Origin of the sequence: Ruminococcus sp. NK3A76, assembly GCF_000686125.1 — a bacterium.
Classification (GTDB): domain Bacteria; phylum Bacillota; class Clostridia; order Oscillospirales; family Ruminococcaceae; genus NK3A76.
Map to the genome: position 1 here is coordinate 2455227 of NZ_JMMA01000002.1, position 16441 is coordinate 2471667.

Genomic DNA, 16441 nt, shown 5'->3' on the forward strand with positions numbered 1-16441 from the left:
AAGTTAACAGTTTACAGTTATCAGTTAACAGTTAAGGTGTCGTATCTTATCGGCAAAGCCGATAAGAAGAAAGTTTTGCTATGCAAAACATTTCCCTTCGGCGGACGGATGCCCATTCGGGCGTTTCCCTCCGGCGAGTTTCAGAAACTGCCACCTATGGAATGTAAGGGCGCATAAGCCCTCGCCGTGAGCTTATACCGCCCGACCGACAGGCCGAAATGGCGCTCGTCTGCTTACGCAGACAGCCAAGCTTCGCAAAGCGAAACTTGCAATAAACGCCGCAGGCGCACCGGGGCTGTAAACTGTTCACTGTTAACTGTTAACTATCTGAAAAGCCGCAGGCTTATCAGATGACCGCTTCTGCGTGGCGGGTAACATGGCAGCCGACATTCACGCTGACGGGAAGGCCTGCTATGTGGGTCGGTGCTTCCTCGATGTTTACGGCAAGACAGGTCACAGTGCCGCCGAAGCCCTGAGGACCTATGCCGAGAGCGTTTATCTTATCGAGCATCTTCTGCTCAAGCTCACGGTATAGCGGCTTTTCGTTTCTCTTTTCAACATCACGGCAGAGCGCCTTCTTTGCAAGGTAAGCGCACTTTTCAAAATCGCCGCCGATGCCGACACCCACCACTATCGGGGGGCAGGGGTTAGAGCCGGCCTTTGCTATGCTCTCTGCCACGAAATCAACTATCTCGTCGTGCGTAACAGATGGTGTCATCATCTTAAGAGCCGACATATTCTCAGAGCCAAAGCCCTTGGGAGCGACCATTATCTTCACCTTGTCGCCCTGTATAAACTTAAGATGCACGACAGGCGGAGTGTTGTCCTGTGTATTTACTCTCTCTAACGGGTCGGCAACGATAGAGCAGCGCAGCCTGCCGTCTATGTAGCCCCTTGAAACGCCCTTGTTTATAGCTTCGTTTATGTCGCCGCCGACAAAGTGTACGTCCTGCCCGACCTCCATGAAGATTATAGCCATGCCTGTGTCCTGGCATATCGGGATAGTCTGCTCACGGGCAACGTTTATGTTGTCGATTATGTCATCAAAGACATTTTTTCCGACAGGCGACTCTTCCTTTTCCCTGCCGCACTTTATGCATTCTTCAAGAGTCTTGGGCAGGTAGAGGTTGGCCTTTATGCAGAGCTCTCTTACTTTTTCTTCTATCTCGTTAACGTTTATCTCACGCAATGTTATCTTTCCTTCCTGTTTATGATTCACCAAATGCTTCTCCGCCTGCGACGACCAGCTTTGGCGACTGGTAGATGTCGAGCGGGTCGCCCTCAAAGAGCACCATGTCGGCATTCTTTCCTGCTTCAAGCGAGCCGATGATGTCATCAGCACCGACAGCCTTTGCAGGGTTTATGGTTATAGCTTCTATCGCCCTGTCGTGAGGCAGGCCGTTTTTGACAGCCACCGCTGCTGTGAGCGGAAGATACTGTATCGGCGTCTCGCTGTGGTCGGTGCATATAGATACACACACGCCTGCCTTGTCAAGCAGTGCAGGGTTCTCGGGGGTAAGGTTTGCAAGCTCGGGCTTGCACCTGTCGCAAAGCAGAGGGCCGCACACGGCATATGCCCCCTCCTCTTTAAGCTCATCTGCTATCAGATGACCGTCGGTGCAGTGGATAAGAACGTAGTCAAGGTCAAACTCGTTTGCTATCCTTATCGCCGTGAAGATATCATCTGCCCTGTGGCAGTGAAAATGCGCCTTGACCTTCTTTTGCAGAAGCGGTATCAGCGCCTCGTTCTTTATGTCATACTCAGGCTCGTCCTCGTCTTCTTCGAGCGCCTTCTGCTTATCCTGCATATAGCGCTTTGCCTTGTTGAGCGCTTCTCTGATTATCGCAGCGATAGCCTGGCGTGTGTAGGGTGTCTGCTCCTTGCCGGAGTATATCATCTTCGGGTTCTCGCCCATAGCAAATTTTACACCCACCGTGCGCAGCAGCATCTTGTCTATACGCCTGCCGTGAGTGCTCACGAGCGCTATGTCGCCTGCCACGGCGTTTGCCGAGCCGGGTGAGACGACTGCCGAGGTGATGCCTGCCTTGAGCGCTTCGCTGAAGCTGATGTCAAAGGGATTTATGCCGTCTATTATATGCATATGCGGCGTGCAGGGCTCACTTTCCTCGTTGAAGTCCTCGCTCTCCTCGCCGACACCGTTTGTCGTAAGTCCCAGGTGGGTGTGCGCATCAATAAATCCCGGGTAGAGCGTTTGCCCCATAGCGTCATATGCGTTCACATCGCCGCACTCGCCCTCAGCTATCTCGGTTATGATACCGTTTTGCCATTTGATGTAGCCACGGTCTATGATGCGGCGGTCTTTGTCCATTGTTATTATTTTAGCATTTTTTATACAGTTCATTCAGTCAAGTCCTTAGAATATTCAATTAGTTCCCGTTGAGCCGAAGCCGCCCTCGCCTCTTACCGTGTCAGAAAGCTCCTCTACCTCCTGAGTCTCGGGTGTTAAAACGTGCGTTATCACAAGCTGTGCCACCCTGTCGCCGGCCTTTATCTCCCTGTCATCATTGCTGTGGTTGTGAAGGGCTACTATTATCTCGCCCCTGTAATCCCAGTCAACAACGCCCACGCAGTTTGCAGGCGCAAGGCCGAGCTTTGTTGCAAGAGAGCTTCTTGCGTAGATGAAAAGGCAAACGTCCTTTGCCCCCTCGACCTCGACGGAAAGCCCTGTGTGTATCTTTACAGTCTCCCCTGCCTTTGCAGTCACGTCCTCTGTGGCGCAAAGGTCATAGCCTGCGCTGTAGGGTGTCTGCCTTTTGGGTACTACTGCGTTTTCTCTCAGTTTTTTTACAAGTAATCTCATTTGTTTTCCTCTTTCTGTATCAGCCCTCTGAAATATAATCCCCGGGTGATGTTTTTTTCTTCAAGTGCGCTGCCGCTGCGGTAGGCCGATATGACCTCACCCACACGCTTTGCACTTTCGTCAGTAAAATACAGCGACAGGAAATCGACCCCGTCAAATTCACTCAGCCTGTCGCTCATAACGAGCAGGTCTGAATTGAGTATCTCGACATAGCCGCACTCCTTCCGGCATTTTATCTTGAATACCCTGCCTGTGCGGTCATAAAGCTCCATTTTGCAGCCCTTGCAGCCGACAGCCTGCCTTACCGGGCAGTTGACTGTGAGCATCAGCGGCAGCCGCCCGTAAGCAAACACGCCCACAGGCACAGGCGAGCTTATCTGCCTGAGTTTTCCGGCTTTCAGCTCGAACGACAGGGTGATATCCTCTGCGCCCATGTCACAAAGCACCTGCGCCGAGACGGAGTTTGTTATGTTCAGCCCGTAGTCAGCCGACACTCTCATGCCAAGGTCTTTTCCAAGCTGTATATGCGCAATATTTGTCGCTATGAGCCTGTTTATCCCTGCCTGATGCGCCGCCCTCAGCCGCTCTGTGAGCCCCTGCTCGTCGAATGTGAACCTGTCGCACACGACAGCGAGCCTTTCAGCAGCTATCCCGGCAGCAAGCGCTTTTTTCTCCTGCCCGAGCGGTATACACACAAGCGACACGCCGCTTATGTCGGCACCGTCTATTTGCGATACATCGCTTACAAATATCCTGAGCTGCTTATCCTGCCTGCCGTGAGGCTCAGGCTTGAATTTAAAGGGTGAAAATTCGTACACTTTCGTTTTCGCAGCCGCACGCTCCCTGTCAAGCAAGCTGCACGCCTCACGTCGCAGAGCGTTGAGCTGCGATGCCGGTATCATAGCACTTTGCGAGATATCGGCACTCACCTCGCCGAGCGAATAAATCGTATCGCCGAGCTTTGAGAGCTGTGATGTGATGTATTCTATATCAAGCGGGCGCTTAAGTGCCGTCTGCACGGTATCCCCCGTCACGGTGACGGCGGTGCCGCCCTCGTCATATGCTGTGAGCCTTGCCGGCTCGCCCTCGTGGGCATAGAGCGAAAAGCTCACCTGTGCATACTTATGCTGCGTGCGGTAGAGCTCGTGTATCTTCGGTATGGCATCGTTTGCCGCCCTGACGTTTTCCTTTGTGCGTGTGCCGAACATCTCACGGCCTGTCTTCCTGTAATAATACCCGTCGGTAAAGCCCTCACGGGAAAAGACATCCGAGAGCGTCTTCATATCGGGCACGCCGCCTGAAAGTGCCGTGTTGCAGGCATTTGCCGCCGCTGCGACATACTCGGGGCGCTTCATTCTGCCCTCTATCTTAAGCGAGGTGACGCCCATATCGTCAAGCTCTTTTATAAACGGGATATACGACATATCCTTGAGCGACAGGTCATACCTCTCGCTGCCCCTTACAGCGCTTGCCGGCAGCCTGCACGCCTGAGCGCACATACCACGGTTTGCACTTCTTTGGCCGATGACGGCGCTCATATAGCACTGCCCCGAAACGGACATACACAAAGCCCCGTGAACGAACACCTCAGTCTCGATGCCGAGCGAGGCAAGGCTTTTTATAATGTCGCCCGGAAGCTCTCTTGAAAGCACGGCACGGCAGAAGCCGAGCGCTTTGACCGCCCTGACACCTGCCGCAGTATGAACTGTCATCTGAGTCGATGCGTGGATAGGCAGCTTGGGGCAGCATTCTCTTACGATGTAAGGAATGCTTAAGTCCTGCGTGATGATGCCGTCGATACCAAGCCTGCACGCCGTTTCTATCTCACTTATCAGCAGCGGCAGCTCGTCGTCGGTGACCAAGGTATTTATCGCCTGATAGAGCTTGACCCCACGCCTGTGACATTCATAGACCGCACGTTCAAGCTCGCCCTCATCAAAGTTATGCGCCGACGCTCTCGCACTGAAATGCCGTGAGCCGAGGTAGACCGCATCTGTGCCTGTTCTGAGCACTGCTTCGAGTGTCTCATACCCTCCGCAGGGGGAAAGCACCTCTGCCATTATTTATTGCCCTTGCCGGAGTTATTCTGTGTCAGCCCTGCAAGTGTAACACGGCTCGGCTGCTTTACAGCAGGGGCTTTCTCAGCCTCCAGCTGGTTTATCTTCTCCTTAAGGAATGCATTCTCACGCTCAAACTGCTTCATATTCTCTCTGAGCTTGTTGTTCTCGCTCTCCAGCTTGTCAGCCTTGTCCATGAAGACAGCGCTGCCCTTTTCATATTTATCTATCGCCTCGTTAAGCGACTTGTTCTCGTTTTCGAGCTTTCTCATAGCCCCGTCGAGCACTGCCTTTTCGTTCTCCACACGCTTCATGGCAGCGTTCATGGTGGCCTTCTCAGCCTCTATCGTGGTGAGCTTGGTGCTGAGCTCTCTTATCTGCTCGGTCTGCTTGTTGGACTTATCCATATAAAGATTAGTGCCGGCAGCTATCTTGCTTGCATTCTGGACGGCTATCCTGCCCTCCTCCTCGAGCTTTTTGCACCTTGCTTCGAGCTCGCTCACCTGCTTCTCGGCCTTTGCGAGCTTTTGGGCGCAGTCCTTCTTTACATTCTCAGCCTCAGCCTTTGCCTTGTCTGCGGCTTCAACGTAATCCTTTATCTGGCCTCTTATGTTGTCTATGCTCTGGCGGTTCTTGTAAGCCTCGTCAAGTGCTTCTAAAGCCACAAGCATCGCACCGTCAAGGCGTGAGAGCTCGCTCTTGCCTGTCATAGCCTTTCTGAGCTTTTCGTTGAGCATATCGGCCAGCCTGTCGGAATAGCCCTGCGATTCCTCAGTTGCGAGCAGATAATCCCTGCCGTAGATTTTTACCAAGACCTTGTTTTTCATAACACTTCTCACCTTTCAGATATAATAAGTCCTTCTGCTGGGTACTATTATTCATATTATACTATATTTTAGTAAAAACTACAAGAGGTTTTGGGAATTTTTTTTATATTATACAAAAAAATATAACTCTAAATGTGATATTCGCATCTTGCAAAATATTAAATTTTTTGGTATAATATAATCAGGCGTAATATATTCTTTTGTTTTTTAATAATATAAAAATCCTAACTGAAAGGGTGAATTATCTTGGCTAAATTCGAGGCCGGCATGGAGGCCATGCTTGATACCTTTGTGTTTGAAACGTCCTCGCTCCTTGAAGAGCTTGACGATATACTGATGAGAACGGAGAATGACGAGCTGCTGCCCGATGATATCGCCGAGATATTCCGTGTCATGCACACGATAAAGGGCTCGAGCGCTATGATGGGCTTGCAGAATATGTCAAAGCTCGCCCACTCGGTAGAGGACCTTTTCTATATAATCCGTGAGGACAACTCGGTGCAGTACGACAAGCCTGCCATGTACGAGCTGCTTTTCGCTGCATCTGACAGCCTAAAAAACGAGATAGACGTTATCCAGGACGACTCGCAGGAGCTCACAGACTTTACAGAGCTCATGAACAAGATAAGAGCCTTCGCAGCCGTGATGAAGGGCGAGGACGGTGCTGCCGCAGCAGGCGGTAAGGACGAGGGCGGCTTTGACCTTGCATCTATCTTCCCGGAGGACGAGCCGGAGGAGGTCATGACCGCAAAGGTCACATTCTTCGAGGAATGCATGATGCCCACTATCCGAGGGCTGATACTCGTGCGCAACTTAGGCGACATAGCAGAGGTCTGCGGCACATACCCTCCCGACCTCAATGACGACAAATCAGGTGCCGAGATACTCAAAAACGGCCTGTTCATAAAATTTGTGACCGACAGCAACGAGGCAGTGCTCGACAAGCTGCAAAACGGCATAGACGTTGACAAGGCAGAGCTTATCACAAGGCCTGCTGCCGGGGCTTCATCAGGTGCAGCGCCTTCCGGCAATATCCCAGACGGTGTGTTTGCCGACGACGAGCCTGAGGAGCTTCTGACCGTGAGAGTGACCTTTGACGAGGAGTGCATGATGCCGACTATCAGAGCGCTCATTCTCGTAAAGAGCTTAGGCGACATAGCAGAGGTCTGCGGCACATATCCGCCTGACCTGAATGACGACAAGTCCGGCGATGCGATAATGAAAGACGGGCTGTTTATCAAGCTCGTAACAGACGATATAAACGCCGTCACAGAGCAGCTCAAAAAAGGCCTGAACGTAGTATCAGCCGAGTCTGTGACAAAACCCGACAAGAGTGCTGCCCCGGCAGCCCCCACACCGCAGGCAGCTGCTCCCTCACAGGCAGCAGCCCCGGCCGCAGAACAAAAGCCGGAAGCCAAAAAGGCCGCCCCCGCACCCAAAAAGCCCGGCGGCAGCGGTGAGAAGACATCGAGCATCATATCAGTCAAGCTCGAAAAGCTCGACAAGCTGCTCGACCTCGTGGCGGAGATAGTTATCACCGAATCAATGGTAATATCAAGCCCTGACCTTAAAAACGTCAGCACAAACCTTGACAGGTTCCAGAAATCCTCCCGTGACCTCAAAAAGCTCACCGACGAGCTTCAGGACGTGGTAATGAGCATCAGAATGGTGCCTGTATCGAACGCATTCTCCAAGATGACGAGAGTTGTGCGTGACATGAACAAGACGCTCGGCAAGGGGGTAACGCTGGTATTTGAGGGCGAGGAAACAGAAGTTGACAAGTCGATAGTCGATATCTTGAACGACCCGCTCATGCACATAGTTAGAAACGCCGTAGACCACGGCATCGAGACTCCCGACGAAAGAAAGGCTTCAGGCAAGACCGAGCCGCCCACCGTCACCCTCTCGGCAGGGTATGACTCGGGCGAGGTCGTGATATCGTGCCGTGACAACGGTGCCGGCATGGACAGGAACAAGCTGCTTGCAAAGGGCAGAAAGAACGGCATACTCACAAAGCCCGAGAGCGAATACACCGACAGAGAGGCTTTCTCACTCATCATGGCGGCAGGCTTCTCGACCAACGAGGTGGTCACCGAATATTCAGGCCGTGGCGTTGGTATGGACGTTGTAAGAAAGAACATCGAGTCAGTCGGCGGCAAGCTGTATGTTGACTCAAAGCTCGGCGAGGGCTCGACATTCACCATAAAGATACCGCTCTCGCTGTCTATCATAGACGTAATGGGCATAGACGTTGCAGGGTATAATTTCTCGATACCCAAGAATATAATAGTCGAGCTTTTCAGGGCGACACCCGATATGCTCATGGAAAACGACACGCTTATCATGCGCCGTGGTATGTGCCTGCCGCTCTACAGAATGAGCCGCATCTTCGGCGTGCCCGGCGAGAACAAGCCGCTGACCGACGGAGTTATACTTCTTTGCGATGCCGACGGCAGAAAGGCCTGCTTCTTTGCCGACAGGCTGATAGCCGACCAGCAGGTGGTAGTAAAGCCCTTCTCGGTGCTGCTCTCGCAGTACAAGCTAAAGGAGCAGGGGCTCTCGGGCTGCTCGGTGCTGGGTGACGGCTCAATAACGACGATTCTCGACATGAAAGAGATAATAGGTAATTTGGAGGAGAGTGAAGGCAGATGAGTGAAGAAAAAAATGTAACTCTTGATGATCTCAGCGGCCAGATAATGACCTTCACCTGCAGCGGTGATATATACGCCTTTGATATCAAGGACATAACCGATATCATCGAGATACCTGAGATAACCAAGATACCCAAGCTGCCGGATTTTCTGCTGGGCGTTATAAACCTGCGCGGCCAGGTGGTGCCAGTTATGGACTTCAACCTGCGCATAGGCAAGCCCAAGCAGGAATACGATGAAAAGACCTGCATCATCGTCACCGAGCGTGACAAGGCAAACATCGGCGTGATAGTAAACCGTGTGCTCGATGTTGAAAGGGTCACGGCAGAGGAGATAATCCCCTACCCGAAGAAAGGCTCTGTGATAAGAGGCCTGCTCGACCGTGGCGGCACACGCACAGCACTTATCGACTGGAACGAGCTGGTGGGACTTGACAGTCAATAGTCAGCAGGTAACAGTTAACAGTTCGATATTCACTATTGACAATAGGGAGAAATGCTTATGCAGATACTTGACTGTGATTTCGAGCGTCTGGTGACGTTTGTAAAATTCAAATACGGCATAAATTTGCAGGATAAGAAATTCCTTGTTGAAACAAGGCTCTCAAACTACATACTTGACTGCGGCTTCCGTGATTTTTCCGATTACTGCACGGCGCTCTACAACGACACGACCGGCAGAGAAGTCGCCAACATGATAAACAGGATAACGACAAATCACACATACTTCATGCGTGAGACCGAGCATTTTGACCACTTCATGAACGTCTTTCTCGCCGATGCGGTAAAGACAAGGGAGGACAAGACGCTCGCTATATGGAGCGCAGGCTGCTCGTTCGGCAACGAGCCCTACAACCTTGCCATGTGCGCAAACGAGTTCCTGGGTGCTGCGAAAAAGCAGTGGGACTGCCGCATACTTGCAACTGACGTATCCTTCCACGCACTGAGAAACGCCAAGAACGGTATGTACCCCGAGCAGGACTTAGAGCAGCTGCCCCCCGGCTGGCGTGAGAAATACTTTGTAAAGAAGGCCAAGGGCATCTATCAGGTAACAGACGAGATAAGAAGCGATGTCATATTCAAATATCATAACCTTATGGAGCCGATAGAGTTCAAGCGCAAGTTTGACCTCATATTATGCCGCAATGTTATGATATACTTTGACGAGCGCACAAAAAGTATGCTTTGCAGGCGCTTTTACGATGCGTCGGCCGAGGGGGGCTACCTCTACATAGGCCATGCTGAGAGTGCGCCCGAGAATATGATGTACCGCAAGGTCAGGACTGCTATCTATCAGAAAATAACACACGGCGGAGGTGAAGGCTGATGGACAACAAGATAAGAGTGCTCATCTGCGATGACTCGGCCGTTTACCGGACGGTGTTTGAAAAGATACTCAACGACAATCCCGACATTCACGTTGTCGGAAAGGCTGAGGACGCATACAACGCAAGAGACATGATAATCAGCTTAAAGCCCGATGTCATGACGCTTGACATAGAGATGCCGAAGATGAACGGCGTGGAGTTTCTCAAAAAGCTCATACCTCAGTATGCTATACCCGTCGTGGTATGCTCGTCTGAGGAAAAAAGCGCTATCAAGGCGATAGAAGCCGGCGCTGTGGAGTTCGTGGCAAAGCCCCGTAACCTTGCATCGGGCGCTGAGCTTGCAAAGTTCGGCGAGCAGCTTGCAAATGCCGTAAGGCAGGCAAAGAATGCCAAGAATATCCATTCCGGCACGCACAGCTACAAGGTAAAGACCTTCGGCACTGATGAAAAGACCGACAAGATAATAGCCATAGGCGGCTCGACAGGCGCTACAGAAGCACTGCCCAAGGTGCTCGAAGGCATGAACACCCACACGCCGCCGATAATCTGCACGATACATATGCCCGAGGGCTATCCCGAGATATACGCCCAGAGGTTAAACAAGATGCTCAAGATAGATGTCAGGGAGGTAACTGACGGAATGTATCTTAAGCGTGGCATGGCAGTCATCGCACGGGGCAGCCGCCACATGAGGGTATACAAGGACAGAAACGGCTACTTTGTGACCTGCGAGGCAGGCCCCAAGGTGTCAGGCCACTGCCCGAGCGTCGATGTCATGTTTGAGTCCTGCGCTTACTGCGCCAAGGAAAATGCGATAGGCGTAATACTCACAGGCATGGGAGATGACGGTGCGACAGGTCTGCTTGCGATGAAAAAAGCAGGCGCTTTCACCATAGGTCAGGACGAGAAGTCCTCGCTTGTCTACGGTATGCCAAAGGCCGCCTTTGAGATGGGGGCTGTAGATGTTCAGGCACCGCTCAACAAGATATCCTACGAGATATACAAAAAGCTGAAAGGAAAATAAGCCATGATAACCTTAGACAACAAAAACGAATATCTGCGCTTTGAGGTAAACGGCAGGATATTTGCCATACCAATGGGCAGCATCGTCGTCATTTTACAAGCGACCGAGCCCGTGAAGATACCCGAATTTCCCGACTACATAGCAGGCACCGTGACCTACGAGGGCGGCATCGTTCCGGTAATTAATTCAAGGCTGCGCTTTGGCTATCCCGACAAGGAGATAACCAACCGCAACGTAATAATAATCTGCGAGGCCGAGGGCAAGCGTGCAGGCATACTGATAGACACGATACTTAGCTTTCAGAAGCTCGACGAGAGCGACATCAAGCCTCCCCCGAACCTCAACGACGACGCCTGCTCACGCTATCTGACAGGTGTTTTCATGGACGGTGAGCGCACCTGCTACATCATTGACGTACACAAGATGTTCAACGAGAGCGACACGCACATTCTTGACGCTCCCCCGGAGAGCGACGAATAAAAAAGCCCCCTGAGGGGGCTTTTTTTAATTCATAATTTAAAATGCATAATGCATAATTGAGGTGTGCGGCTGCGCCGCACGGATTATAAAACAGTACGCCCCAGAGATTTGTGGATAATCTCCGGGGCATTTGTTTTCATATAGTATTAGGTGTAGCGTATCAGCCGCCGCAGGCGGCTCGCCCGAATGGGCAACTGTCCTGCGTCAGCAGGACACCTTAATTATGCATTATGCATAATGCATTTTCTTCTGAAAAAGCATAGCTTTTTCAGAAGAATGTCGCTACTTCCTGCTTGGGCGGAGTAGACATTGATACCTCGCTGACTTTCAGCACCGGGCCTTTGCCACGGTAGAGCTTGTTCTTTTCGTATGCGATAACGCCTGTGACCTTTATCCAGTCACGGGATTTTATGTTGCTGACCCCTGTCCACTCGGCAGCAAGACCCATGTACTGAATGTCCTCGATGCAGCAGGTCATGACGTGCCTGCCTACAGCAAAGGTGTTCTCAGGGAAAGCCTTGTCAACAGCGACAATGCCCTTGAAGGTCATAGTCTTGCCGACGTATTTCTTGGGCTCCTCCATTATGTCTCTGTACCAGAGCGCAAAGTCCTTGTCATCAAGCACTATCTTGTCTGCGTTGACATCAAAAGGCAGAGGGTCTTCTATGTCGTCATACTGCACCCTGCCGTCGGTGTACTCGTAGGCGATGTTTATGCCCCTGCTGACACCCCGGCATATCTTGTGCAGCGTCATCATGTCTATGCTCTTGTCATAGCGGTTGAATATGATGAGCTCTGCTGTCTGCAGCTTGTCTACAACAAGGCTGCGGATATTTGCGTTGTAGTTTTCAAAGGTCGTCGCATCGGCTATGCATATCTCCTGATAGATGCCGAAATCTGCCGGCAGGGCGTTGAAAAGAGTATTCATCTGCCACATACCGTTGTATTCTATCAGTATCCTCTGTGCATCTGCCTCGTCGCAAAGGCGGCTGATGTTGGCCTCGGTAAGCTCGCTTTCGTCCTCAATGGTGACTACCTTTACGTCCTTTGACGACATCTTTGAAACATCGAGCTCCTCCTCGCCCTCCTCGCAGAGGATAATGAGCGTGCGGTCGCCTGTGTTGAAGCGCTTGTCTTCAAGTGTCTGCTGAATGAACCTTGTCTTGCCTGCTTCGAGAAAACCCGTGAACAGGTATACAGGCACTCTTATCTCGGGCATACCCTGCATTTTTTATGCCTCCTCTACGCCGAAAAGCTCTGAAATAGCCTTTTCGTTTATCTTCGAGCCGATAACGCAAAGCCTGCCCGTAACGCCTGCCGCACCTGTTCTTACATCAGGTGTGCCGGGGATATAATCGTAGTGTATCCAGCTGCCGTCAGTTGCAGGAACGATGCCCTTTGCACGCAGTATAAGACCGTATTTCTCCTCGTTTTCAAGAGCTTCGAGGGCGGCGGTTATCTCCTCCTTGGTGAACTTCTTGGCACTCTCAGCGCCCCAGCTTGTGAACACATCGTCAGCGTGGTGATGATGATGCTCGTGATCGTGGTCATGGTCATGGCAGCCGCAGGTGCAGTCAGGGCCGTGGTCGTGGTGGTGCTCATGCTCATGCTCGTGGTCATGGTCATGGTGGTGGTCATGCTCATGCTCATGCTCATGCTCGTGTTCATGGTCATGGTGATGATGATGCTCGTGCTCCTCGCTCTCCTTCTGCGCCTCGGCAAGAAGCGATGCCAGCTCGTCATCGAGAGTGTTCTTCTGTGTCATAGCCTCAACGATAGCCGCACCCGAAAGCTCGTCCCAGTCGGTGGTGACTATAGTTGCCTTGTCATTGAGCGCTCTGAGCCTTGCCACAGCGTCGTCGAGCTTTTCCTGAGAAAGACCCTTTGTGTGGCTCAGAATAAGGCAGCTTGCGTATGTTATCTGGTTGTCAAAGAACTCGCCGAAGTTCTTCTGATACATCTTGCACTTCTTGGCATCTACTACTGTTGTGAAGCCGTCGAGCTCGACATCGTGTGCGTTTATATTCTGAACTGCCCTGATAACGTCTGAGAGCTTGCCGACACCCGAGGGCTCAATGAGTATCCTGTCGGGGTGGTACTGCTCCAGCACCTGCTCTAATGCCTTGCCGAAGTCGCCTACCAGCGAGCAGCAGATACAGCCGGAATTCATCTCGGTTATCTGCACGCCTGCCTCCTGCAAAAATCCGCCGTCTATGCCTATCTCGCCGAACTCGTTCTCTATGAGCACGAGCTGCTCGTTGTTAAAGCCGTCTGCTATGAGCTTCTTGATGAGCGTTGTCTTGCCTGCACCCAGAAAGCCCGAGAATATGGTTATCTTTGTCATAATGATCTTCCTTTCTGTATTAAGGCAATACCGCACGACCACCGGCACAAGCCTTTGTACGCCATACACTTGCAGATTTTCCGTCATATCACCCAAATTCACCTCCGCATACTTTAGTATACGGAATATACGGTAGTATTCCTGCGGTTAATTTGGGCAATCTGACAAAAAATCTGACTGCGTGTCTGACGCACAATGGTCGTGCGGTATTGCCTTGAATAATTCTTACAAATGTTTATTATATCACTTTTTTGCCGATAAATCAAGGGGGAAATTGTGAATGGAAAAATCCATAAAAAAGTGTAACGCTTCCACCTCCGAATGCGTCAATATAAGTGAAAGGGCGGTGAAGAAATGACCGACAGCGAAATAACCGAGCTTTTTACTAACAGAGACGAGCGTGCGCTGACTGCGTGCGAGGAAAGCTACGGCTCTCTGATAAAAAAGATAGCGCAGAATATCTTGGGCGACACAGGCGAGAGCGAAGAGGTGCAAAATGACACGCTGCTAAAGGCGTGGAACAGCATCCCACCCGACAGCCCCAAAAGCCTTGCTGCATATCTCAGCGTTATGGTGCGCAACATAGCGCTTGACAGATACCGCAAAAAAGCCGCCGCCAAGCGCTCTCACGACAGGCTTTCAGAGCCGCTTGACGAGATAGGCGAGCTGCTCCCCTCCTCGCAGGATCTTGAAAAGGAGACAGAGCAGCAACTGTTCATTGACGCTGTCAATAGGTTTCTTTCCACACTCTCGCAGGACAAAAGAAGGCTTTTTATACGGCGCTATTTCTATCTTGACAGCATAAGCGATATATGCAAGATGTATTCACTCAGCGAGAGCAAGGTCAAGGTAACGCTTATGCGTACAAGAAAAAAGCTTGCCGAATATCTCAAAAAGGAGGACTTTTTATGAATGATAAAAACTTAAAAGCACTCGAGCTTATGTCAGGCATAGACGAGCAGTTTCTCACGGAAGAGAAGAGCATAAGAGTATCACACACAAGACCCAAAAGGCTTATAGCCATAGCGGCAGCGGCTGCGGCGCTGACGGCTGTTTTCACGATAGGCGCAGTTGCGGCAGTCAGGAGCAACATCATCTCAAACAAGGAAAACGTCGCCCACGAATATGATGACAGCGATGTAATGAGCGTAATTGAAAAGACCGAGCAGCAGCCCGCCTACTATCAGAACGAACACATCAGACTGACGGTAGACACCGTGCTTGCCGACAAATACTATGTAAAATGTACAGCCACATTACAGGCACTTGATGATGCGGGCAGAGATTATTTAGAAAAGCTGCTCATTCTCCCCGAAGATGTCGAGCTGATGACCGAAGACGAGTTTTTAGGCTATGATTCGGGTCAGCAGATACCTTTTATGGAGGCTTTTGACAAAAGCGGCAGCCTGCTCTCATATATGAACGGCACAGCAGACCTTATGTACGGCAAGCAGGGCGAAAATGGCGAAATGACCTTCACATTCAGCGTGAACAAAAACCGACTTGCGGGTAATGAGGATATTATCGTCAGGGCATTTGACTTCTCGACTATCACAAGCAAGAATATGGGTCTTGATGATATTCAGCCCGGTATCTTTGAGGGTATCGGCGATATTGAGATAAACGCCACGACCAACCTCAAAGACGTAACTCTCACAGCAGATGACGGCAGCAGCGTTTACTTCTCCGAGCTTGGTATTCGCACAGACACCACCGCAGACGGAGTGGAAAACACCTTCACCAACAACGCCGAGTCTGTCCTCACCTTCAAGGACGGCAGCACGCAGACCTTTAAGGTAGTTGACGTTACCTTCGGCGCACAACACTTTGATGTTGATAACATCGCAAGCTTCAGCTACAACGGCAATACCTACACCCCCGAAAACTGAACCCAAACAGCACAACGCCCCGAAACGGCATCATAACCGTTTCGGGGCGTATTCATATCCTTTTAGAAATACTTTAAAAGCTCTCCCCTTACGCTGTCAAGTCTGGGCTCGCTGAGACCGAAATCCATGCCCCTGAAGCTCCATGCGCTTCTTGCAATGCCGTATTTCTCAAACACCCTGTTGATAGCCTTATACCATTTGAGCGTGTCCTCGGGAGATACAATGTCTATGCAGCCGTACTCGCCGCAGTAGAGGTCTGTGCCCTCAGCCCTGGCCTTCTCGATCGCCGAGCCGAACATCTTCTCAAAGTATTCATCATCGACCTCTGACTCCTCAAAGCTCACACGCTCCTCGGGCTTGATAAGGTCTGTCCAGTATGCGCCCTGATGTGTGAATTTCAGCGGGTCGTAGCTGTGGAAGTTGTATACCACCTTGTCGTCATATGGCTTCTCCAGCGCTGCAACAGCCGATGCGTGGTTGTTCCAGTAGCTGCCTACTATGATTATCGTGTCGGGGGCATACTTTCTTATCCTGCCTATGCAAGTCTTTATGACCTTGTTCCAGACGCCGATGAACTTATCATCTGTAACTTCGTTTAAAAGCTCGAAAGCAGCATCGTCGCTGTACTTGCCAAAGCGCTTTGCCATCTCCTCCCAGAGCTTGTAGAATCTCTCCTGATACTCCTCGCTCTCGAAGAAACCGTGCTCGTTCTCGCTGTAGTAGTCAAACGAGAAGCCTGCTGTCTTGTGCAGGTCAAGCACTATCTTAAGGCCGTTCTTCTTTGCATAGCCTATAGCTCTTTCGATGTGGGCATAGCCCTGCTCGTTCACCGAGCCGTCAGCGTTCTCTAAGATATTGTAGTCAAAGGGAAGCCTTACATGGTCAAGCCCCCATGAGGCGATAGTCGCAAAGTCTTCCTCCTTGATGAAGTTGTTGAGCCTGTCGTCGCTGTAATCGCACTGCGAGAGCCAGCCGCCGAGGTCTACTCCCCTGTAAAAGCCTTTTTCCTTAAGCATATTT

At 51.1% G+C, this 16441-nt stretch carries 15 protein-coding genes; 7 read left to right on the plus strand and 8 right to left on the minus strand.

Annotated features, from left to right (window positions below; genetic code table 11):
* Positions 1 to 346: 346 nt before the first annotated feature.
* From CD05_RS0111440 to zapA, 5 genes are read right to left on the minus strand one after another with little or no spacing between them, the layout of a single operon-like run.
* The gene (locus CD05_RS0111440) at positions 347 to 1189 is read right to left on the minus strand and encodes a fumarate hydratase (protein WP_028510611.1); all 843 of its coding nucleotides are present in this window, start codon (positions 1187 to 1189) and stop codon (positions 347 to 349) included.
* 19 nt (positions 1190 to 1208) lie between these two features.
* Positions 1209 to 2363, minus strand: a complete 1155-nt coding sequence (locus CD05_RS0111445; RefSeq protein ID WP_028510612.1) for an amidohydrolase — start codon at positions 2361 to 2363, stop codon at positions 1209 to 1211.
* 21 nt (positions 2364 to 2384) lie between these two features.
* Positions 2385 to 2822 carry a dUTP diphosphatase gene (dut, locus tag CD05_RS0111450; protein WP_028510613.1) on the minus strand — a complete coding sequence of 146 codons (438 nt, stop codon included), beginning with the start codon at positions 2820 to 2822 and terminating at the stop codon, positions 2385 to 2387.
* Positions 2819 to 4882, minus strand: a complete 2064-nt coding sequence (locus CD05_RS0111455; RefSeq protein ID WP_028510614.1) for a U32 family peptidase — start codon at positions 4880 to 4882, stop codon at positions 2819 to 2821. Before CD05_RS0111455 ends, dut begins: the two co-directional genes overlap by 4 nt.
* Positions 4882 to 5706 carry a cell division protein ZapA gene (gene zapA, locus CD05_RS0111460; RefSeq protein ID WP_028510615.1) on the minus strand — a complete coding sequence of 275 codons (825 nt, stop codon included), beginning with the start codon at positions 5704 to 5706 and terminating at the stop codon, positions 4882 to 4884. The genes CD05_RS0111455 and zapA overlap by 1 nt, the downstream gene beginning before the upstream one ends.
* 246 nt (positions 5707 to 5952) lie before the next feature.
* Here zapA and CD05_RS0111465 point away from each other — a divergent pair, with 246 nt between their 5' ends.
* The 5 genes from CD05_RS0111465 to CD05_RS18450 are packed head-to-tail and all read left to right on the plus strand — an operon-like array spanning position 5953 to position 11188.
* The gene (locus CD05_RS0111465) at positions 5953 to 8358 is read left to right on the plus strand and encodes a chemotaxis protein CheA (protein WP_028510616.1); all 2406 of its coding nucleotides are present in this window, start codon (positions 5953 to 5955) and stop codon (positions 8356 to 8358) included.
* On the plus strand, positions 8355 to 8801 hold the full coding sequence (locus tag CD05_RS0111470; protein WP_028510617.1) for a chemotaxis protein CheW: 447 nt from the start codon (positions 8355 to 8357) through the stop codon (positions 8799 to 8801). Before CD05_RS0111465 ends, CD05_RS0111470 begins: the two co-directional genes overlap by 4 nt.
* A 57-nt stretch (positions 8802 to 8858) precedes the next feature.
* The gene (locus tag CD05_RS0111475) at positions 8859 to 9683 is read left to right on the plus strand and encodes a protein-glutamate O-methyltransferase CheR (RefSeq protein WP_242841258.1); all 825 of its coding nucleotides are present in this window, start codon (positions 8859 to 8861) and stop codon (positions 9681 to 9683) included.
* Complete coding sequence (cheB, locus tag CD05_RS0111480; RefSeq protein ID WP_037322974.1) at positions 9683 to 10708, plus strand: chemotaxis-specific protein-glutamate methyltransferase CheB; 1026 nt, start codon at positions 9683 to 9685, stop codon at positions 10706 to 10708. Before CD05_RS0111475 ends, cheB begins: the two co-directional genes overlap by 1 nt.
* 3 nt (positions 10709 to 10711) lie before the next feature.
* Positions 10712 to 11188 (plus strand): chemotaxis protein CheW, encoded by a 477-nt coding sequence (locus CD05_RS18450; protein WP_051588968.1) that lies wholly within the window; start codon positions 10712 to 10714, stop codon positions 11186 to 11188.
* 268 nt (positions 11189 to 11456) lie between these two features.
* Here CD05_RS18450 and CD05_RS0111490 read toward each other — a convergent pair whose 3' ends face one another.
* Both CD05_RS0111490 and CD05_RS0111495 read right to left on the minus strand, forming a co-directional pair.
* A complete protein-coding gene (locus tag CD05_RS0111490; RefSeq protein WP_242841259.1) occupies positions 11457 to 12416 on the minus strand; it encodes a TIGR03943 family protein in 960 nt (319 codons plus the stop codon).
* Between the two features lie 3 nt (positions 12417 to 12419).
* A complete protein-coding gene (locus tag CD05_RS0111495) occupies positions 12420 to 13532 on the minus strand; it encodes a CobW family GTP-binding protein (protein WP_028510621.1) in 1113 nt (370 codons plus the stop codon).
* A 354-nt stretch (positions 13533 to 13886) separates the two neighbouring features.
* Here CD05_RS0111495 and CD05_RS0111500 point away from each other — a divergent pair, with 354 nt between their 5' ends.
* Positions 13887 to 14444, plus strand: a complete 558-nt coding sequence (locus CD05_RS0111500; protein ID WP_028510622.1) for a sigma-70 family RNA polymerase sigma factor — start codon at positions 13887 to 13889, stop codon at positions 14442 to 14444.
* Entirely contained in the window at positions 14441 to 15421 is a 981-nt protein-coding gene (locus tag CD05_RS0111505; protein WP_028510623.1) for a hypothetical protein, read from the plus strand. The genes CD05_RS0111500 and CD05_RS0111505 overlap by 4 nt, the downstream gene beginning before the upstream one ends.
* Positions 15422 to 15483: 62 nt before the next feature.
* Here the strand turns inward: CD05_RS0111505 and CD05_RS0111510 are convergent, their stop codons facing one another.
* On the minus strand, positions 15484 to 16437 hold the full coding sequence (locus CD05_RS0111510; RefSeq protein ID WP_028510624.1) for a glycoside hydrolase family 5 protein: 954 nt from the start codon (positions 16435 to 16437) through the stop codon (positions 15484 to 15486).
* Between the last annotated feature and the right edge of the window lie 4 nt (positions 16438 to 16441).